The organism is Nitrospira sp. (genome assembly GCA_029194675.1).
Taxonomy (GTDB): Bacteria; Nitrospirota; Nitrospiria; order Nitrospirales; family Nitrospiraceae; genus Nitrospira_D.
The window spans coordinates 306,225-327,995 of record JARFXP010000002.1 but is presented as its reverse complement, the minus strand read 5'-3'; the positions used below and the strand labels follow the sequence as shown (position 1 = coordinate 327,995).

13 protein-coding genes are annotated in these 21,771 nt (G+C 56.8%); 7 read left to right on the top strand and 6 right to left on the bottom strand.

The window, feature by feature from the left end:
- Position 1 precedes the first annotated feature (1 nt).
- Positions 2–616 carry a hypothetical protein gene (locus P0120_10390; protein MDF0674726.1) on the bottom strand — a complete coding sequence of 205 codons (615 nt, stop codon included), beginning with the start codon at positions 614–616 and terminating at the stop codon, positions 2–4.
- 153 nt (positions 617–769) lie between these two features.
- On the opposite strand from P0120_10390, the gene P0120_10385 reads away from it, so the two are divergent.
- From P0120_10385 to P0120_10355, 7 genes are all read left to right on the top strand, one after another.
- Positions 770–946, top strand: coding sequence for a hypothetical protein (locus P0120_10385; GenBank protein MDF0674725.1), 177 nt, complete (start codon positions 770–772; stop codon positions 944–946).
- A 132-nt stretch (positions 947–1,078) separates the two neighbouring features.
- Positions 1,079–2,566, top strand: coding sequence for a TonB-dependent receptor (locus tag P0120_10380; protein MDF0674724.1), 1,488 nt, complete (start codon positions 1,079–1,081; stop codon positions 2,564–2,566).
- Positions 2,567–2,638: 72 nt separating this feature from the next.
- Complete coding sequence (locus tag P0120_10375; protein ID MDF0674723.1) at positions 2,639–3,094, top strand: hypothetical protein; 456 nt, start codon at positions 2,639–2,641, stop codon at positions 3,092–3,094.
- The gene (locus P0120_10370; protein MDF0674722.1) at positions 3,091–3,759 is read left to right on the top strand and encodes an FMN-binding protein; all 669 of its coding nucleotides are present in this window, start codon (positions 3,091–3,093) and stop codon (positions 3,757–3,759) included. The genes P0120_10375 and P0120_10370 overlap by 4 nt, the downstream gene beginning before the upstream one ends.
- Before the next feature lie 25 nt (positions 3,760–3,784).
- On the top strand, positions 3,785–4,303 hold the full coding sequence (locus tag P0120_10365; GenBank protein MDF0674721.1) for a hypothetical protein: 519 nt from the start codon (positions 3,785–3,787) through the stop codon (positions 4,301–4,303).
- Between the two features lie 104 nt (positions 4,304–4,407).
- Positions 4,408–5,100 carry an HD domain-containing protein gene (locus P0120_10360; protein MDF0674720.1) on the top strand — a complete coding sequence of 231 codons (693 nt, stop codon included), beginning with the start codon at positions 4,408–4,410 and terminating at the stop codon, positions 5,098–5,100.
- A gap of 132 nt (positions 5,101–5,232) precedes the next feature.
- On the top strand, positions 5,233–6,969 hold the full coding sequence (locus P0120_10355; GenBank protein MDF0674719.1) for a cytochrome c peroxidase: 1,737 nt from the start codon (positions 5,233–5,235) through the stop codon (positions 6,967–6,969).
- A 476-nt stretch (positions 6,970–7,445) separates the two neighbouring features.
- Here the strand turns inward: P0120_10355 and P0120_10350 are convergent, their stop codons facing one another.
- The 5 genes from P0120_10350 to P0120_10330 form a co-directional block, all read right to left on the bottom strand.
- On the bottom strand, positions 7,446–8,969 hold the full coding sequence (locus tag P0120_10350; protein ID MDF0674718.1) for a TolC family protein: 1,524 nt from the start codon (positions 8,967–8,969) through the stop codon (positions 7,446–7,448).
- A gap of 232 nt (positions 8,970–9,201) precedes the next feature.
- A complete protein-coding gene (locus tag P0120_10345) occupies positions 9,202–12,318 on the bottom strand; it encodes an efflux RND transporter permease subunit (GenBank protein MDF0674717.1) in 3,117 nt (1,038 codons plus the stop codon).
- 56 nt (positions 12,319–12,374) lie between these two features.
- A complete protein-coding gene (locus P0120_10340) occupies positions 12,375–13,442 on the bottom strand; it encodes an efflux RND transporter periplasmic adaptor subunit (protein MDF0674716.1) in 1,068 nt (355 codons plus the stop codon).
- 271 nt (positions 13,443–13,713) lie between these two features.
- Positions 13,714–14,472 (bottom strand): class I SAM-dependent methyltransferase, encoded by a 759-nt coding sequence (locus tag P0120_10335; GenBank protein MDF0674715.1) that lies wholly within the window; start codon positions 14,470–14,472, stop codon positions 13,714–13,716.
- A 73-nt stretch (positions 14,473–14,545) separates the two neighbouring features.
- Positions 14,546–21,769 (bottom strand): amino acid adenylation domain-containing protein, encoded by a 7,224-nt coding sequence (locus P0120_10330; GenBank protein ID MDF0674714.1) that lies wholly within the window; start codon positions 21,767–21,769, stop codon positions 14,546–14,548.
- Positions 21,770–21,771 lie beyond the last annotated feature (2 nt).

The window sequence follows — 21,771 nt, the reverse complement described above, 5'->3', positions numbered from 1 at the left end:
CTTACCACCACTGCCGGCGAAAATAGGTGGGATAGCGCGGGTACGGCATTACTTCGAACAGACGTGCTTGAAGAATGGGAGGATTTGGCAGGACACTCACGACGGTTTGTTTGTCCAACGATGGGTAGGTCCTCATCAAGAATTCGGTTGCACAGGCGCGATCGTCCTCTTCATCTTCCATTGACAGGCTGAGCATGCGCCCATATCTGGGGGAATCCGCCCCAAACCGCCAAAACCCGACGTAGGTGATGGGGTCATTCCTCACGAGGAAGGTCACGGTCAACTGAGCCATAGACAGAAACGGCCCTTCACTGATCTGAACACGATCTAACTCGTACTCCCCCGGGTGAAGCGGCAGGACAAATCGCTCGTTTTTCGAGTTCATCTCAACGATAAACCGTTCGTGCGTCCGGCGGTTCTGAATCTCGAAGAAACGGATTTCAGGCATGTACAAACGAGCGCGTTCTCCTGTAATCACCACTGCGGCTCGGCCAACCACCACCGTCCCGTGAACAAGCTCGGGATCGGGAATGGCCGGTAGATACGACGCACAGCCCTGGAGGAGTAAGGTCGTCGTTGCTAGTCCCGTGAGAAATGAATTCCATCCCGCCGACATGCGGTCATTATACGCTATCCGCAGAGCAGCGCCCTCCGCTCATTCGGCGTGATGTGGCCGATTGCTCTCCCCTTGACACCGAGCACAGAGTAGGATAGATTCGCCGCCGATATTAATAACTGTTCTCAATTCCAAAGCGGATCAACCGTCACAATGATTATGACGCACGTGCCCGAACGCCATCGGGCCAAGGGGCAGGAAACGCGCTGTGAGTGCGGACAATTAATCGCCAAGGTGTGCGAGCAAGGGCTGGAGCTGAAGTGCAAACGGTGCAAGCGCATCGTCGTGATTCCCTTTTCCTCGATTGAAGGCTGGGGGACCGGAACATGATGATCCATTGTGCGAAGGGAGGCGAAGCGACCGCACCTCAATTACATGAGTACATCTCTTTTGTTCGCTTAAAGGCCAGAGACCATCGAGTCCCGAGTCAGACCACAACCTTACTCATAAGGGAGGATACCGATGAAGATGCGGTCAATCCTCGGGGCTCTCGTCATCGCCAGCCTAGCAGTCCTGCCGGCGTGGGCTGCAGAGATGACCCCTGAGGAGATCAAGAAGATGGTCGATGAAGCAGTGGAAAAACGCCTGCAAGAACGCGACCGCCACGAGGGACTTGGCGAACAGAAGGAAGGTCCTCCGGTAGAAGATACCCAGCCAGGGATCGGCTCTCTGGAGGAGGTCGCGAAGGAGCGTCGAACGAAGCAGCAAGCGCCTCTTTCCTTTGGATCAACCGGATCTGGCCGCTTGGTGTATGCCAAGCCCTTCGTGTCGTCGCCAAAGGCGATTCTTGGCGGCTACGCGGATATCCAATTCCGCAGCCAACGACAAGCAAGCATCGAGAACGGTTATGGTGGCACAACGAACACTTTCGATCAGCAGAGGTTCGTCCCGTTTATCTATGCGGACATCACAGAGTACGTGAAGTTCGCGTCTGAAATTGAGTTTGAGCACGGCATTCGTGAGGATTCCACGCAAGGAATAGAAGTCGGGATAGAATTTGCCACGATCGATTATCTCATCGCGGAACCTATCAACCTTCGCGCCGGAATTTTGCTGCTTCCGGTCGGCAAGTTTAACCTGCTTCATGATTCCCCGCTCAACGACCTCACCGATCGTCCCTTGGTCAGTCGGCTGGTTATTCCTAGCACCATGTCTGAAACCGGAGCCGGATTCTACGGAACCTTTTATCCAGGAAGAACCGGCAAAATGGACTACGAGTTCTATTTCACGACGGGACCATGCTCATACGACAGCAACGGAACTCCTAGAATCAACGAGCAAGATGGCACACGAGGGGCACGGCAGCGGAAGTGCCCGTCGGACGATGGACTGGATATCAACAACGGTAAGGCCGTTGTCGGACGTGTGGCCTTCAGTCCTATGCTTGGAGTCGAAGTGGCGGGGTCTGGATATTATGGCAACGGAGCACCCAACTCAAGTTACAACCCTCTCAGCATTTTCGCGTTCGACTGGACGCTTCAGCGGGGACCATTTGAACTGATCGGCGAAGCCGCCTGGTCCTATGCAAGGGGAAACTCGCGAGCGATTAACGGCAACACGATTGGATTTGCCCCAGGCTCACTCCTGACGGGGATACCCGGCAATAGCGGCCCTGGAATCCCGCCGCAGCGCGGAAGTGGCTTCTATATCCAGGGCAACTATCACTTCATGCCGGCGTTCTTGACGAAACTTGCCCCGAAGCGGTTTGGTGAGGGTTCCACCTTCACAGCTGTATTCCGGTACGACAGGGTGAACACGGATCTGGATAACTTCAATGGCACAGGAGGCTGGGGTAATCTGCAGCAATTTTCCTTCGGTTTGAACTATCGACCCATCCAGGACACAGTCTTCAAGATGAGCTATCAATATCAGCCTATGGCATTTAATCCCAATACGGAACAACGGATTCACGATAGTGCCTTCGTGATTTCGGCTGCCACCTATTTCTAGGGAGTTGACGGGGAGGTTTCTCCTAGAGGAGGTCTCTCCGCAAAAGATAATTTGATGTACGGAACACGACCTATGGGCCTTATGCTCATTGTGCCACTGCTGGCGTTGACCGCCTGTGCCGGCTTCAGCGGCGGACGAGATTCTTACTTCGTCTGCTCCTATGACACCGTCTGGGAGGCAGCGGTGGAATCGACGAAAGGCTACTCAATCACCGCGCTCAACAAGACCGATGGGACCATCGAAACCGCGTGGATTGAAATGGAGGGTGAGAGGCGGCCGTATGGGGTGTTCCGGCGCGAGGGGTTCGGCAACATCGAGCGGGCCCGCTTGACGGTGGCCGTCAAGAAAATGGACGACGTCACTTCTGTCAACGTGTTGGAAACGCGTCAGCGTTGGCATGCTAGGGGCGGTGCGTCCCAGCAGGCCATGAAATGGTGGGCTGTCGAACCATCCGAGGAAGTGACGAAAGCGGTTACCGAGAAACTCCATCTTCGACTCAAGGAGAAAGGTTGTGAGGCCTCATCATGATAACGCGTCTGTCTGCTGTGTTCATCACCATCCTCATGATGCCACTCACCCATGCGAGAGCTGAGCGAATTTGGGATAACGACCTCAAGCGTTTTCTGACGCAGCAGGAAATGACCGCCGCCGAAGAGTTCATGAGCGAGGAAGAGGGGGTCAGGATCATGCTCCCGAAATCCGAACGAGTTCGCAAGGAGGTGATCACGCTCAGCCAGGAAAAGAAAGCCCACATTCAGGAACGGATCGGCTGGAAATTCCCGGAAGAATCGTTCGAGGTCTATATCGGAGAGTCCGGCAGCCAGGTTGACGGCTATGCGGTTGTCCAACACACGATCGGTAAGCACAAGCCGATGACCTACCTGGTCGGCGTCGATAATGAGGGTTCCGTATCGGACGTTGAGCTCCTTGTGTTCCGCGAATCGCGCGGGAGCGATGTTGGGAAAAAGCGGTTTAACGCCCAGTACGAAGGCAAGACCGTTCTCGATCCGATCCGGATCAAAAGCGACATCACCAACATCACCGGCGCCACGATGTCCGTTCGCTCGATGAGCGCCGGGGTCAAACGAGTATTGGTATTGATCGACGAGTTTTACTTGAAACCGGCCGGAATCGGCAGCGACACAATGGCGAAAAAAAATAGAGGATTCTTCTCGTCCATATTCGGGAACTAACTTCGAGCGGACCGCGCGTCCCTGCATGCGGAACTTTAACCAGAAATTCAGGCTCCGTGATACTGATCGACATATTCGGTTGCTCTATACCTTGTTCTTGCTCCTGATGTTGGCCGGCTTTGCCTTCTCTTTCTTTTGGGCGCATAGCATGACGGGCTTGTCACCTCAAGGGATCGCCGATCACTATCGAGGGTCTGATACGACGTTCGGGGAGCCGATGTCGTTTCGAGAACTGGCGGAAATTACTCACTTCCATCTTTTTACGATGCCGGTCGTGTTCATGATTTTGATCCACGTGATGTATCTGACGAGTGCGAGCCATAGACTGAAAGCGGTCCTTACCTGGGCCGGCTTCGGCGGTGTGATTCTCGACCTTCTGTCGCCATGGTTGATCAACTATGTCTCCCCTATTTTCGTCATCTCGATGTTGACCGGTGATACGCTGATGACCCTCAGTTTTCTAGTGATGCTGATTGTCCCACTGTATGAGATGTGGGTGCTTGGACAGCCGCTGATGGGAGGGAAAGGACCGCAAGAATCATAGGACTCAGATCGTCTACAGAACTTTTCCAGCGGCCAGCGGTTATTCACCCAGAGCCCAGGGTCACATCAGTGTCTTGGGCTCTTCGTTTGTACGGAGGTGATGCGATGCAAGTTCACATGGCAGATCAGGTTGAACCAGCCGTGCTGAAGATTCAAGGCATGCTGCAGAAGATCGACCGCCTTCATATTCCAGCGACATCGCGATGTGATCTGGAGAGTATTCTGGTTCGGCAAGTGACGCAGGAACTGGATCGGCTTCTGCCGTGGCAAGCAGGGCATGGCCAAGAGACGGCAGCTGTTGCGGTTCGTATGGGGCATGCTGCGAACCTCGGCGACGAGCTGTTACATCAATTGAAACTGGCCGCCTTGCTTCACGACATCGGTCTCCTGATGCTTCCGCCTCACCTCCAAACCGGACGAGAGGCCAGAGATCCGGACTCGTACGTGGCCATTCAGAATCATCCGCGACTCGGAGCGACCTTGCTCGAGCCCTTTTCATTCCTTCGTCACGCGACGATCCTGATCGCCCATCACCATGAGCGATGGGATGGGTCAGGCTATCCCTACGGCCTGAGGGGACACTTCATCCCACTGGGCGCGAGGATTCTCGCCGTCGCCGACGCATTCGAGGCTATTCAGGTTCCCCATGTCCACGACCGATCTTTGCGTGATCGTATCGCGCTCCGAATCCTGCGGGTGGCCTCCGGAACCCAATTCGATCCCCTTGTCGTCGATCTCTTGGTCCAACCGATGGGAGAAACAGAAACCACCTATTTAGAAGAAACACCTCCTCGGTGACACAGCCGGTGCCCCGCCTACGCCAGCCCGTGAAGTGGGAACCCACCTCTCCCACTTTGCAGGCGAGGGCCCTCACCTCCCGAGGACCCTCGCCTCCCCCGGAGGTTCGATTAATGGAAGGAATGATGCGCCATGAGCCATGCCTATGTGCCTCCTCAAACACCGACGTACCTAGCCCTTCTAGGCTCCGTCCTTCTCCTCATCGGCCTGGTTGCCTGTTCGGGCGGTGAGAGCTCGCCTCCGGCCCCATCTCCCGTTTCGACAGGTACGCCAGGCGCCGAAGAGGCGGTCGGCGAACGGCTGTTCCTTGACACCAGATTTACCCAGTCGTTCAAGGTGTTCATGGACAACGGCGGCAAGGTCAACGATCCCAACTCCGGCGATGTGGTTGTCGCTACCCTCGAAACCTTGGGAGCCCCGATCAACCCGGGGCCATTCAAAGGCATGTCGATGAACTGCCGGACCTGTCACTTGGTGGATGATGCCCTCTCATCTCCAGGCGGCGGCATGCGGTCCTATGCCGACTTCGCGCGCCGAAGTCCTGTTCCAACAAGAGCCGACGGCAATACCAGCACACCAAGAAATTCTCCTCCGCTGGTCAATTCCACCCTGAATCGGCCCGGCGGCGTCTTGTTCCACTTCGACGCCGAGTTCAATTCCATGGAGGACCTGGTCGTTGGGACCTTTACCGGTCGAAACTTTGGCTGGCTTCCCGGCGAAAAGGCTCAGGCGATTTCACATATCGCAAAAGTGGTTCGGGAAGACGATGGTTCCTTTGATCTGACCGACACCGGCTTGGCTTACAGAGAGTTATTTACCGGCACCAGCCCGAATATTCCTGACGAACTGCGCCTGCCGCCTCAATTTCGCGCCCTTATCGGTTCTGGCACCGACCAAGAGATCTTTGACGCAGTCGTGAAAGTCGTCACGGCGTACGTGAACGGTCTCCGGTTTTCTAAGACCGACGACAATGGGATACCGATTCGCTCGCCGTTTGATGTGTTCCTGGCGATCAACGGCTTACCTCAGCAGCCAAATCCGAATGAGCCTCCGCTCTCCTATAGCCGACGGCTTCGGACGCTGATCAATGCGCCAAGCTTCTCTCCGCAATTTGTGACCTCCAACCCCAACCGATCGAATGGACAGTTTCAGTTCCACTCTCAGGCGTTCGCGTTCGGCGCAACCGAGCTGGCCGGATTGAGGATGTTCCTGGCGGAGCCGACTGCGCTGCCCGCGTCGCCCGCCGAGCTCACCGCAGGCAAGATCGGCAATTGCATTGCCTGCCATGCCGCACCCAACTTTACCGATTTCAAGTTGCATAATACCGGCACGACGCAAAAAGCGTACGACGCCATTCACGGTGCCGCTGCATTCGGCGCTCTCGTGATCCCAAGCCTTGCCGTTCGCGACGGAAACTACGATGCCTTCCTCCCTGCCACAGAAAACCATCCCAACGCCTCAGGACGCTTCCGAGCCATCCCCCTGCTTGCCGACCCTACCTTGACCGATCTGGGCCTGTGGAACGTCTTCGCCAACCTCGATATGCCGAACCCGCAAGCAAAAATCCGAGCCATCTTGTGCGATGACCAGGTCCCATGCCCCTTATCCGATTCGATCTTACTTGACCGTGCCATCGCGCGATTCAAGACACCCGGCCTCCGTGACCTCGGACATTCGGCACCCTACATGCACAATGGGCAATTTGACACCTTGGATAACATCATCGATTTTTACATCGAGGTTTCGGATCAATCTCGTGCTGGAACACTCCGTAACGGAGATATCCAACTTCGAGGTATCGCGATGAAGCCCGACGACATCGCCTCCCTGGTGGCATTCCTCAAGTCGTTGAATGAGGACTATCAATAGTCGACCGTCTGGTACTGAGATGAGAAACTGTGTACCCATGCAACAAGCAGAGTCTCACGTCTCATGCTCCACTTCCGAAACAGGTGTGACGACCTGCATGCGCTGCAACCGACCTACAGGTCACCAGAGTCCCCTGCTCTGGTGTCCAAAGTGTCAACGGTTCCAGCGTCAACGAGGGCAGGCCAGGGGACTGGTGCGATCGATTCGCACACGACGGCTCAAAGCTTGGCTGAAACGCTTTCCCTCCTGAGACATCTCAACAGGCTCGTCTGGCGGCGGCACGACTACGCCCCATGAAACCGTCACGATGCGGACAGCAGTCGACCTTGGTGGAGCAGCAGATGCGATCAATGAGCGCATGTCCATAGGCCCTCTCACAACCATGCCGAGACAAGGCCGATGGCACGGGGAATTGCCGACAAAACCGACAGGTCCAGCATTGCCTAGGGGGTGAGCGGTCGTGGACCAGACAAGATCTACGACAGTTCGAGATGATAACGGTCCAACGTCGTGGCTTTATGACGTGAAAGGTTTGAGAGCGACTTGTTGTAATCAATAATGGCCCGTAACTCGTTTCCCTGCGCAGTTGCAAGGTCGCGCTGAAAATCGAGCACAAAACGAGTCGTGCTGAGTCCCACCTTCAACCGTTCCTGCTCCGTCTTCAACTGTTTTTCCGCCAAAATGCGCGCCGACTGCGTGGTCTCGATACGTTTAAAGTCTGTCTGGACCCGGCGCACCGCTTCACGGACGCCGACAATAATCTCGTGGCGGACGCTGGCGAGTGCCGCTTCTGCACTTCTGGCCTCGAGTCGGCGCTTGTTGTAGGTGCTGATGGCAGAGCGGTTCCCGATCGGATAGCTGAACAGCAGGCCCGCCCCATAATTGTAGAAATCGCCGCTGAAGTTTCTGTTGAAAGAACTGTTAAAATCGCTTCCTATCCCGGTGAGCCCCATGGTCCCTTGAAACGATAGGGTGGGAAGTAATTGGTTGCGGGCATATTGTGTATTCAGTTCGCCGGACTCGACATGCTTTTTCGCCTGGACGATTTCAGGACGCAACTCAATCGCGGTATCGATCGCTGCCTCCAGGCTGATGGGTTCAAGAACCGTGACGGGAGCATCGAGGGGTGTGAGATGCATATCCTTCCTCAGGGCCGCTTCACCAGGATTCAACAGACGTCGCAGTTGATCTTCCTGGTCGCGAATGGCTTTCTCGGCCACCAAGACCTGCTCGACCCTGGATGCAACGGCAGCCTCGGCTTGGAGCACATCGACGGTGGACATCACGCCGGCTTTGGCCTTGGCACGGTTGCTCGCCAAGAGTTCTTCGGCTGCCTTCAAGGCGGCTTGTGCCACCATCAAGTTCTCAATCGTAAATACCAGTTCCCAGTAGGTTTGTTCGACCGTGGCGATGACGGTCATGACCCGGTCTCGAAAGACATGCTGTTCGACTTCCGCATTGTTTTGAGCCACCTTGATGAAGGTTTTATTGAGGGCGATCCCCGCGTTCTTGAGCAACGGCTGGGTCAGGGTGAAGGTCAGCCCGCCGGTCCACTCCGGATTGAAGAGAAAGCCTTGGGAGACTGCCTGATTGTAATTGTTCCTTGCGGGGTTGTACCTCACGTCGAGCATGCCCCCGGTCATCAAGTTCTTGGTCGCGTCGATGGCAAAGGAATAATGTCGCTGGTCGAAAATCGTGATCTGATTAAGATTCGGTCCCGTTCCGCCGAACAGGGGTTGATTGAGCGGATCCACGGTCCGAGCTAATCGACCGTCCACGCTCAGGGTCGGATCGAACTTGGCTTGTTCGACGACGATGTCGGCTAACCGACCCTCTTTGGCATAGCGGCTGATAGTGATGTCGAGGTTGTTCTGCAGCGCGCGAATCGCTGCGTCCGCCATCGAGATAGCCTCTCGCCGTTCCATGGAGATCGGTTGTGTCGCATCCAAGCTCCAGCCCTCAGCCGGTGACGAGAGGCACCACAAACCGATGAGCATCATAGCTACGACTCTGTCGTGAGCCGACTGTCTGCAATCCATAACATTCCTTCCATAGACAGAGTCTCCGACAAGAGCTGCCATGCTATTAACAGAACGAGGATGGATAGACCGCTATCTCCAGATAGAGATCATCCAGTTATTATGACGAGACAACCCTACTTGTTCCTCACATACAGCTGTGAGCCAGCTGTGACCTGCTCGATTCTGATCGCTGATCGTCTTCAGCAGACCGTCAGTTGTGATCAGCGGACCGCGAGTCCATCATGAGCTGTGTGCCATGAAGGCCATATGGCTGCTTCGCTCCATGATCATCGGAAATCCTCATGCGTTTCGACAGAATGGCATAGCCGGCTGGAACCAATACGAGCGTCACGAGCGTTGAAACCAGCAGCCCTCCGATGAGCACGACACCGATCTGACGGCGGCCGGCTGCTCCCGCCCCGGTGGCCAGCGCAAGCGGCAGGGCCCCGAGGATCGTCGCGCAGGTCGTCATGAGAATTGGACGAAGGCGCAACGTCGCCGCTTCAGTCACCGCCTGGGACACGTCGAACCCCCGTTCGCGAAGCTGATTGGCGAACTCCACAATCAGAATGGCGTTCTTTGTCACGAGCCCGATCAAAATCACCAAACCGATTTGGCTATAGATGGTGAGAGTTCCATTGATCACGGCCAAAGACAACAATGATCCCGACAGAGCCGGAGGCACCGTGAGTAGGATCGTCCAGGGATGCCGGAAACTCTCGAACTGGGCTGCAAGCACCAAGAAGATCACTGCCAAGGCCAGCCCGAACGTCAGATAGAGGTTTCGATTGCTTTCGGCGAACGTCTTGGTTTCTCCCGCATAGGCCGTCCGCATGCCAGGCTCGATCAGGTCTTTTGCGGTCTCGTCCAAATAGGTCAAGGCCTGCCCCAGCGTGAACCCGTCCGTCAGCCCCGCGCTGACGGTGATGGCGCGCATGCGATCGAAATGGTTCAATGCTTCCGGGGCCGGCACTTCCTTGACTGTCACGACATTGTTGAGTTGCACGAATTCACCTTTATTCCCACGCACATAGAGCCGACTGATATCCGAGGGTTTTTCTCGATGTCGATCGTCCACTTTCACAATCACCTTATACTGACGCCCGTTCTGTACGAACGTGCCGACCGGCCTTCCGCTGAGCAACGTCTCCAGCGTTCGCCCAATGGTGGTGACGGACAGGCCGAGATCCGCAACCTTGTCGCGATGTGTTTCGACGACAAGATGCGGCGTATTCAACGCTAAATCTATTTCCGGCGTGACGAAGCCGGGATGGTCGGCCAGTCGTGCCATCAACCTTTCAGCGGCCTGCTGCAACCCCTGATAGTCCAATCCTCCGAGGACAAACTGTACGGGCGTCTTATCTGACCAGTCTCCAATAGAGGGAGGATTCAACAAATAGGCCTTCACACCGGTCAACTTGCCGAGTTGTTGATTCAAGCCTGCCACAATTTCCTGCTGACTCCTGGCGCGATCGTTCCAATCCTTCAACGTGACCCAACTCTCGGCGCGGTTAACCCTCGTCGGACGCTCTCCTCGCGCCACCACTGTATAAATGTGTGTAATCTCAGGGACCGTCTTGAACAACGATTCCAATTCTTTGGCGTAGGTATCGGTATAGCGAAGGGTGGCGCCCTGAGGCGCGGTGAGGAAGCCGGAGAACCACCCAGCGTCTTCGAGGGGAGCCAATTCGGACGGGAGCCGCGTCAGGATGGAGAGGCCGACCAGGCTAGCTCCGATCGCCACGACGACAACCGCCGTCCTAGCATGAAGCGCCCATACGAGCCCATGGCGATAGCGTCGGGCCACGCCTTCTGCGGTTCGGGCGGCTGATCGAAACCGGGTGAAGCTAATTTCTTGGCGTAGCAACCAGCCGCACATGATCGGTGTCAATGTCAGCGCAACGAAGCCCGACAGCAGCACGGCGGACGTGACGGCGATGGCCAATTCGGCGAACAGTTGACCCACGATTCCGGTTAGAAAGGCGATCGGGACGAAGACCGCCACCAGCGAGATGGTCGTTGCGATGACGGCAAAGGCGATTTCGTTCGTGCCCTCGATCGCCGCCCGTATGGGCGGCACACCGGCGACGATCCGGCGATGAATGTTCTCCAGCACGATGATCGCGTCATCCACCACAAGCCCCATGGCGAGTACGAGCCCGAGCAAGGTCAGCACGTTCAGCGAGCACCCGGTCACCGCCATGACCGTGAAGGCCCCGATGATCGATGCCGGGATGGCGACAGCGGGCACGAGCGTCGCGCGTACGCTCCCCAAGAAACAGAAGATCACCAGCACGACGAGGGCCAACGAAAGCCCCAAGGCTACATACACTTCGTGCAGCGACTGTTCGATCGGCGTCGAACTGTCCCACGCGAGCGTCATCTGCATGCCGCCGGGCAGTCCCGCCGCAATAGCAGGAAGTTGCTCCTTCACCGTGCGTGCCACTGCCAGCGTATTGGCTCTGGACTGCCGGGACACGGAAATGCCCAAGGACGGCTTGCCGTCGAAACGTCCAAGCTTTCGGATATCCTCCGCGCCGAGTTCGACGCGAGCAATATCCTCCAGGCGCACCGGATAGCCGTCGCGGTAGGCCACGATGAGCGATTCGAATTGCTTCGACGTCTCTAAGGTGCCCTTCAGCGAGACGCCGAATTCCATGTGATTGCTCTCGATCCGACCGGTCGGGATCGAGGCGTTCTGATTTCGGATAGCGTCTTCCACGTCCTCAACGGTCAGGCGGCGAGCAGCGAGTCGGTCTGGATCCAACCAAATCCGCATGGCATAGCGACGTTCGCCGTCGAGGTAGGTTTCGGATACTCCGGGGATCATGGCCAGCCGTGCCCTGATAAATCGATCGGCGACGTCGGTGAGTTCCAATTCGGAATGACGGTCGCTGGATACGGCAATCCATAGAATTTCGGTGTTCTCCGCCGCGGCCTTCTCGACATAGGGCTCAAGAATGCCCAGCGGCAGCAATGGACGAATCTGAGAAACCCGATCGCGGACATCGTTGGTCGCTCCATCCAGGTCACGCCCCAATTCAAATTCGAGCGTGATCAATGACACTTCTTCGCGGCTGGACGACGTGATCGTCCTGAGCCCCTGAATGCCGCTGAGCGAGTCCTCGAGCGGTGTCGTCACATCCGACTCGATGACGGATGCGCCGGCCCCCGGATACACCGTTTGGACCGAGACAATCGGTGGCTTGATGTCGGGGTACTCACGAACCGGCAACCGGAAAAAACTCAGGAGGCCGAATAACATCAGCAGGAGCGTCATGACGACGGCGAACACCGGCCGATGGAGACAGGTCTCGGACAAACTCACGTCCACACTCGATGGGAGCGGCAGCTGACGTTCATAGGGGGAAAGATTATCCCTTTCTACTCGGATGATTTGATCGAAACACGTTCGCCGTCGTGCAATTTGTGGGTGCCGGTTCGGACCACATGGTCGCCCTCCTTCAATCCGGATCGAACCTGGACCAGCCCCCGCTCACGCAGACCTAGGGTGACTTCAGTAAGTCGGGCGGTTCGTTCCTCCAGCCGAAACACCATCGCCTTGTCTTGCCGAAGCAACCCGGCCTCTTCCGGGATTAGGAGCGCATGGGTATTCTCGCCCAGGTGCAACCGCACGGTGACAAAGAGACCGGGACGCAGTGTGCCGGCCGGATTCGGAATCGCGGCGCGAACCGCGACCGTCCGGTTGGTCGCATCGACTCTCGGATCGATTGCCGTCACCTGTCCGTCAAACGTCGTGTGCGGGAACGCATCGGTCATCACAATCAGTTTTTGGCCGACATGGATGCGACTCAACCATACTTCCGCCACCTTGAAATCCACATGCAGGGTACTCAAATCCTCCAAATTAACGATATTTTGTCCGGGCTGCACGTAATCCCCGACCGAGACGCGACGAAGTCCCAGCGTTCCACCGAACGGCGCGCGGATGACGGTTTTCTTCAGGCGCGTCGTGTAAAGAAGGCTGTTCGCCGCCGCCGCGTGCCAGGCCATTCTCGCTTCATCGATCTGTTGGGTCGGCACAATGACATCTTGCTGATCGTTCAGCCGCTTCAGTCGCTCGTACGTCAGCAGTGCCATTTTTTCCTGCGCCGTCGCCTGATTGACCTGTGATTGGAGCTCTTCCGGCTCCAATTCCAACAGCGGAGCCGCGCGTTCGATAACCTGTCCGTCCTGAAAATGGATCCGGCGAATCACACCGGCGATCTCTGGTCTCACCGTGATCGAGGCGATTGCTTCCAGCGTCCCCACGGCCTGGATCGATTCTGTAACTGAACCGACGATGACGGGTGCGACTTCCACCATAACGTTCGGTTCTGATGCCGGTACTCCCGTCGAAGACTCACTCGTCGACCAACCTCCGAGTTTGGCACCTATGGCGGCAAGCAAGGCACAAATTGCGACCACTGCCACGAGGTTTTTCGATCTCATACGCAAGATTGTTTCTCGCCACCTGACAGAGTCCCATACTGTTCAGGTTGGTACACTGACCCCAGACGTATATATGACGGATGAACCGCGCGAAACCTCACCTGCCGGATCGAGGCTAAATGGCGTGACGGCATACGCAGAAGGGTTTTCAGACTGGGTGTGGGTAGCCACTTCGGAGGCAACCCTTTTCGCTGGAACTCGTACGGCGTGGCAGGAAGTATGCGCGTAGAAAATCTGGGCACAAATTACATGAGAGGCAGCGATGCCCGAATCAGATAAGCACAGCCTGCGTTTGTTCAGCCTGGCATTCCCACAGACTCCACGAGTAGTCCATTGAGATCACTTGATACTCGGTTCTTTTTACAAACCCCGAGTATTCCTGAAGCATCAGCTCCTCGACCGGACAGGAGTAGGCGATCAAGACGCGGTGTCCGGTCACGGCTTGGAACCGGCGCATGTTATCGGCGACCTCTTTAAACACGGGCCCGAGGAAAGGTCGGTACATGTAAATGAGCAGATCAGTGTCCGGAAACTTGAACTCCGCCGCATTGATGCAGTCTACCCTGATATTCCGGCACAACACGGGATGTCTTCCGTTCGACACATATCCCTCGACATTGGCCGTCGCCACCTCGCAATGCAATGGAGACAGCTCGACACCGATCACTTCTTTGAACGGCAATTGAGCGGCTACGATCAACGCACGGCCCTTTCCACATCCCAGGTCCACGAAGGAATATTCCTTGAGATCGAATCCCTTCGTCGTGTTCTCCAGAATATGCCGGATCACGACCTCTCTCGTCGGCACATACCCGACCGCCAAGCTCCTTGCCGTTTCATCGGCGATGCCGGCCTCTGAGGATTCGGTGACTCCCGAGGTCGCGACCCCGTACTTCCGGTCGAAATCATCGGCCGGCTTTTGGCTGAGAAGGTACAGGATGACCTCCTTGACTGTTTCCCAGAATCCGAATACCTGGTAGGTGTTCATCACAATCTTGAATTTCTCGTTGGTATTTGGCTCGTACTGCATATGGCTCCTTTCGTGCTCCCGCGGCGCCATCGTGCCTTTGCCGTCGACTCGTTGTTACGCAACGGACCTGCCGTCAGCGACGCTGCGGGACCCTCTCGAATCGCGATAGAATTTCACCGATCTGCTGATGGACTTGAATACTTCGGACCGCATCCGTGTGTTCGCCGAGTACCGTTCCGGTTTCCACGGGACCTCTCGTGCATCGTGACCAATCGATCGGCGCTCCTCCGCACTTGTCTAGGGTTGCGCTGGTCCACCAGGCATGAATCGACGCCCGCAAGGGATTCTGCGTAACAGCGTTCAGAATCCTGACCGTCTCCCGGTCCAAGGCATAGGCGACCTTCAGTGCGGCGACGGACGCGTCGGACTCCTCGCGAGACAGCAGGTTGCGGGCTTGAGCCCATCCGATCGCATGTTCCACCCGCTCTTCCTCGTTCAACTGCGCCAGCCCGTCCTTCAGCGCCTTCCGCTCGGTCTCGGGCAAAGCCAGGAAGGCCTCCCTGCGATCGCCCTGTATATAATGATTAAGTTCCTCGCCGACCGAAGCCCTAGATTCCGATGCCGTCTGGGGTTGTGTATCCAGAATGCCCAGAAATGCGAGTGATCGCCCCTGCTGTTCGAGCAGTCGCCCCACAGCCAAGGCGACGGCCCCTCCGTTGGACCATCCGAGCAGATGATACGGCCCATCCGGCTGCCGCTCGCGGATGATAGTGGCGTAGTGTTCGGCAATCCTATCCATCGACAGCGCATTCCATGGTTCCGAGAAGATCCAGCTCAACGTCAATCCGTAGACGGGCCGGTCTTCACCCAACGCATAGGCGAGTGATTGATAGGCCGAGACATGCGTTCCCGTCGGATCAAAACAGAAGAGCGGCGCGCCCCCACGTCCGACCTGAAGTACCACAAACGGAGAAGACGCCGCCTCGGCTTGACCGGAAATCCGGTGCGCCAAGCCCGCGACCGTCGGAGCCTGGAAAAGATCGAGCAGTGCGACGGGATTCCCGATCATCCGTTGGATGCGAGACACAAGCTGGACTGCGGTCAACGAGTGGCCGCCGAGATCAAAAAAATTGTCGTGAATTCCCACTTGCGGCAGGCCGAGCACCTCTGCCCATTCGCGCGCAAGCCTCGTTTCCATGTCCGTACGGGGCGCCACGAACGTCTGTTGCGGATCCCGGCCGGCTGGTTCAGGCAACGAGCGGCGATCGAGCTTGCCGTTGCCATTGCGGGGCAGGGATTCCAACACGACAAGGACGGACGGCACCATATAGTCCGGCAATCGTCCGCGCAAGAACTCGCGAAGTGCTTCGCTGGACGCGCCTCCAGCCGCATAGGCGACGAGCCGTTTATCTCCCCTGGCATCTTCCCTGGTGACGACCGCGGCCTCATGCACGTCCGGATGGGCCAGGAGTTGTGACTCGATTTCTCCCAGTTCCATCCTGAACCCCCGCACTTTGACCTGATGATCCATCCGGCCGATGAATTGGATGACACCGTTCGGCAGATAGTGGGCCATATCCCCGGTCCGGTACAGACGGGCGCCCGGCTCTTTCGCGAAGGGATGGGGCACAAATACTTCGGCCGTCTTGGCCGGATTCAACAGGTATCCCCGCCCAACGCCGACTCCCGCCACGCATAATTCTCCCGCCACTCCGACCGGCAGCGGCTTGAGAGACGGCGACAACACATAGAGATCGAGATTGGGCACCGGCATGCCGATCGGCATAAAGGCGGCCTCCCCGTCCGGACTCTCGATAATCTGATGCAGAGCCACGTCGTCCGCACATTCCGCCGGGCCATAGGCATTGACCAGCGGAATCGACGGATAGCGGCCGAGCCAGCGGCGGCACAGTTGCCCGGACAGCGCCTCTCCAGTCGGCAGAACCATCCGCAGCCGTTTGAGTTCAGGCTCACGATCGTCCGCATCGGCCGCCATATCGAGCATGCCCTGCAGCAACGCTGGCACGGTCTCGAAAACCGTGACGCCAGCCGCTTCCACGTGGCGCAATAGCCGCGCTGGGTCATGAGCGATGTCGTCGGGAACGATGCAGACGCGTCCCCCGCACAAGAGCGGGGCCAAAAATTGCCAGACGGAAATATCGAAGCACTGGGACGCCGTCTGAGCAATCACGTCAGTGGCGGTCAGCCGAAGCGTCGTCACTTTTCCCCACAGGTGATTGAGCATCCCTCGATGTTCGACCATCGCGCCTTTGGGCAGTCCCGTGGAGCCGGAGGTATAGATCACATAGACGGTCTGCGCGGCATGCCACGGCGTACTGGGATTGCTGTCCTGCTCCACCGACGACTGAATTTCCTCCATCGTCAGCAGGATCTGCTTTGAGTTCTCTGCAAGCCCTTCCGTCAGTGGCTTCACACGCTGCCGATAGGCCTCCGTGGTCAACAGCACAGGCGCGCGGCTTTCGCCGAGCATATGCGCCAGCCGATGATCCGGGTGCCCCGCGTCGAGCGGTAGATAAATACCCCCTGCCTTGAGAATTCCCAGCAGCATCGTGAGAAAGTCCAAATCTCGGTCGCCTAAAAGCGCCACGGCCGTTTCGGGCCCCACTCCTTTGAGCAGCAACGCGTGGGCGACTCGGTTGGCCCGGCGATTCAATTCGTGATAGGTCACACGCCGATCCAACCAGACGGCCGCCACGCTGTCCGGTGTCGCCGACGTCTGCGCTTCGAACAACCGGGAAAATGACCGATCCGGCACCGGAAGGCTGGGTCCCACGTTCCAGTCCGTCAACAAGCGCTGCTCTTCCTCACCGGTCAACAGGCGCAATTCCTCGATCGCCGCATCGGGCCTCGCAGCCATATTCTGAAGAATCAATTCATAGTGCCGAAGCATACGCATGACGCGATCAGCGGAAAACAGGTCGGTGTTGTATTCCATCGATGCGGTCAGCCCACTGTCGGTTTCGCACAGCGTCAGGGTCAGATCGAACTTGGCTGTCAGCGATTCTACATCCACTGTATCGATGCGAAGTCCGGGTATGTCCAGTTCCGATGCAGGGGCGTTTTGCAGCTCGAACATGACCTGGAAGATCGGCGAGTAGCTGACGTCGCGCACTGGCTGCAGCACTTCTACCAGTTTTTCGAACGGCACGTCCTGATGTGTGTAGGCGCCGAGGCACACCTGCCGAACCAGCGCGAGGAGCTCGCGAACGGTCTGTCTTCCCGACAGATCGGCCCGCAACGCCAGCGTGTTCACGAAGAACCCGATGAGCCCTTCGATCTCGCTACGGGTGCGGTTGGCGATCGGAGACCCGACGATAAGGTCCGTCCGGCCCGTATACCTGAACAGCAACGTATAGAACCCCGCCAGTAGGGTCATGAACATGGTCACACCCTCGCGCCGGCTGAGCTCGGTCATGGCTGCGGACAATTCAGAGGACAACAAAAGCGTCAGCGACGCGCCGCGGGAAGTCTGAACCGGTGATCGCGCACGATCCATCGGAAGATTCAACGGCTCGAGCGCACCGGCCAGCCGCTCCTTCCAGTAATCGACTTGGCGATCCAAGCGCGCGCCGGACAACCATTGTCGTTGCCATATCGCGAAATCCGCGTATTGAGCCGGCAGTTCGGGCAGGGACGCCGGTCTGCCTTGAACCTGAGCGATATACAGCTCGGTCATTTCCCGCACCAGAATGTGTGAGGACCACGCGTCGGACACGATGTGGTGCATCGTCAAGAGCAGAACGTGTTCCTCCGCGTCGAGTTTAAGCAGCGTGACACGCAGCATGGGGCCATAGGCCAGCTCGAATGGACGCTGAGCTTCGTCCGTCGCAAGCCGCAATACAGCCGCCTCCCGCTCCGATCCAGACAAATGATCGAGTGCGACAAGAGGCACTGACATCGTCGATGCCGGCGTCACGGTTTGTACCGGTTGTCCGTCCGACAGAGACACTATAGTCTGCAGCACTTCATGCCGACGGACCAGTTCGTTGACACTCCGTTCCAGGGCCGCTACATCGAGCCTTCCCGATAGCCGCAGCGCAATCGGAAGATTGTAGGAAGCTCCATGCGGTTCCAGTTGCGTCAATACCCATAGACGCTGCTGGGCGAAGGACAACGGAACCGGTCCGTCACGTTCCACTCGCGAGATCGACGGCGCGTCCATGCTTCCGTCCAGAAGACGGGCCGATTCCACTGCTTCGGCCAGTTTGGCCACCGTTGCGGTCTCGAACAAGACTCGCATCGGCAGATCTACGCGAAACACATCACGCAACCTCACCATCACCTGTGTCGCCAGCAAGGAGTGTCCGCCTAAATCAAAGAAGTTATCGTGAACACCCACCTGCGCCACCTGCAACACATTCGCCCAAATCCCACATAATAGTTCTTCTGTCGGCGATCGAGGCGCGACATATTGATGCGCCAATTGCCCGGTCACATCCGGCATCGGCAACGCCTTACGATCGACCTTCCCGTTTGGCGTCAGCGGAAACCCTGTCAACACGATCGTCGCTGACGGAATCATGTATTCAGGCAGACGCTCCTTGAGGAATTCTCGCAATGCAGTCGTGTCCTGGGCGTTTTCCCGCTGGACGACGTACGCCACCATGAGCATGTCCCCTGTAACAGCTTCCCGCGCTAGAACGATGGCGTCCTGTACAGCAGGATGTTCGAGAAGTCGTGCTTCGATCTCACCCGGCTCGATGCGGTAGCCGCGAATTTTTACTTGCTGGTCACCTCGGCCCGCGAACTCGATAGTGCCGTCTGGTCTATAGCGAGCCAGATCACCGGTTCGATACAACCGGCCACCCTCTACTGGAGAAAAGGGGTCTGGAATAAATTTCATCGCAGTCAGGTCCGGCCGGTCGTGATACGCACGAGCCAGTCCCTCTCCGGCTATGAACAATTCACCCAGCATGCCGATAGACACAGGTCTCATGTGGGCATCCAAAATGTAGATCCTCACACCGGCAATCGGTCGGCCGATCGATACGGTTGCCCCCTCATCTGAAACACTGGTCCGATGCACTGTGCTCCAAACGGTCCCCTCAGTTGGCCCATACTCATTAAAAAGCAGCGCAAGAGGTAGATTCGCCTGGTGTCTAGCCACCAAGTCCTTCGGACAGGATTCTCCCGCGACAATGATGGTGTGGAGCGAGTTCAGCTGTGCGACAGGTACTTGTTCGAGCAATACGGAATACAGCGAGGGCAAACACAACAAATGGGTCACTTGCGCCTGTTCGATCAACGCCCCAAGTTCAGATGGAGCCTTCTGAACTCCCTCCCGGACAAGACAGAGCCTGCCACCCTGGCTCAACGTCCAAAAAATTCCCGCCACCGAGCTATCGAACGCAAACGAAGACAATAAGAGAAAGCTGGTCACGGGCTTCTTGTAGTAAGCTCGCCGTGCCTTTGTAGAGTGAACCGCATTACGATGAGTGACCAGCACACCTTTGGGGCGACCGGTCGAACCCGAAGTGTAGATGATATAGGCCACTCCGGCCGGAGTCTCATGAGTCGATGGTTTCAGCTCGCTGTATTCCTCGAATGGCTGAGTCTCCGAATCAATACTCACGATGGAGACCGGCGTTCCGAGGAATTCCTCCCGAAACCGATTCTGAATCAACAGAATGGGAGCTCGTGAATCGTGGAGGAGATAGTCCCTTCGATCCTTCGGATACGATGGATCAATCGGTACATAGGCTCCGCCTGCCTTGAGAATCCCCAGTAGCCCCACGATCAATTCCGGGGAGCGCTCCACACAAATCCCAACCGCTGTTTCAGGTCCAACTCCCTGACTTTTCAGATAGTGGGCCAATTGGTTGGCCCGCCTATCAAGCTCGCGATACGTGACTGATTGCTCCTCATATACCAGAGCAATATTGTCCGGTGCATGCGCGGACTGTGCCTCAAATAAGTGATGTAGGCATTGATCGCACCGCTCTTGAGGGGGACAGACATTGAAGGTGTGCAACACTTGGTGGCATTCCAGCTCGCCCAATGTCTCGATGTCACCGATGGCTGCCTCTGGTTGGCATGCAGCTTGACTCACAAGCGTCTCCAACTGTTTCGCAAGGCATGCCATCACTTCATCCGGATAGCACGATTCGTCGTATTGCAATATGGCATCGATGAAACCGTCTTTTCGATGACAGACGAGTCGAATTTTGAATCGATCGAGGTACGTTTCTTTGCTCTCGATTCTGAATGAAAGCGTGGCATTCGAGCAGGATGATTGTTCTTCCTCGAATTCGAAACAAAATGGAAAGTAAGAACCATCGCCGCGTATTGGCGCGTTCTGGATGTCCTCCCACGCGAAATACTCTTGCCATTCATGAGCCTCAGCCACAGCTTGTTGGAGCCGCTCGAGAGCCGTGCTAAATGGGAGGTTCTGATCGAGAGTGGTCAGTACTGGGAGATATCTTGCAAAAGGCCCGAAGGCATTCCGCATTTCGTCATGCGTCCGGCCGTCACAGGCCACACCAACCACGATGTCTTCTCGTCCGATGAGCCGTTGGAGCAAGATGCGCCAACATGCCAAGAAAAACGTCGAGCTTGCACTCGCCTTCTGTTCGACAAGGGAATTGACTTGAGCCAAGCACTTCTTCGATATGGCAATGGGTATTCGCTTGAGAGTGAGATTCACACCGTCGCTGAGCGCCCGCTCGAAGGGCAACCGATTTCCAAGCGGACCGACGATCCCCTCTGCCTGCTTGCGCCAATGCGTACGCCCAACCTGCCCCGCTTCATCCGACAATAACGAGTGCTGCCATTCTGCAAAGTCCGCGTACTGCAACGGATCATCGAGAACAGCACTGACGCCTTGAGCATAGGCCTCGTGGGTTGCTTCGAGTTCGCGGATGAGATTCTTGAATGTCACCCCATCTACACAATAGCCGGGCAAGTCGATCATCAACAGATGCTTGACGTCACTGAGCTTTATCAAGATCGTATGCATCGACGAACTGCTCATCGAATCGGCCCGTTCCTCTTGCAATCCTTGCAGGAGCGTTTCGATCTGACACTCCTGGTCGCTAGGCATCCGTCCCGTCAAATCATACTCCTGATGCGACAACGCACTCTGTTCTGCGATCACCTGCACAGGCAACGTCATGCCCGGAATACATTGGAGTGTGGTGCGGAGAATCTCATGACGTTGCAGGATATCCTCAAGCGCCATTTTCAACACCGCTGCATCAAGCGAGCCCTCGAGCATCACGCGGCATCGGGCGAAAAGACGTATTGACTGCGCACCGCGCTCTAACAACCACACACGTTCTTGTTGGGGTGACAGGCGATACCCTTGGACCATACTATTCGGTGCGTCGCTCCCTGACATGA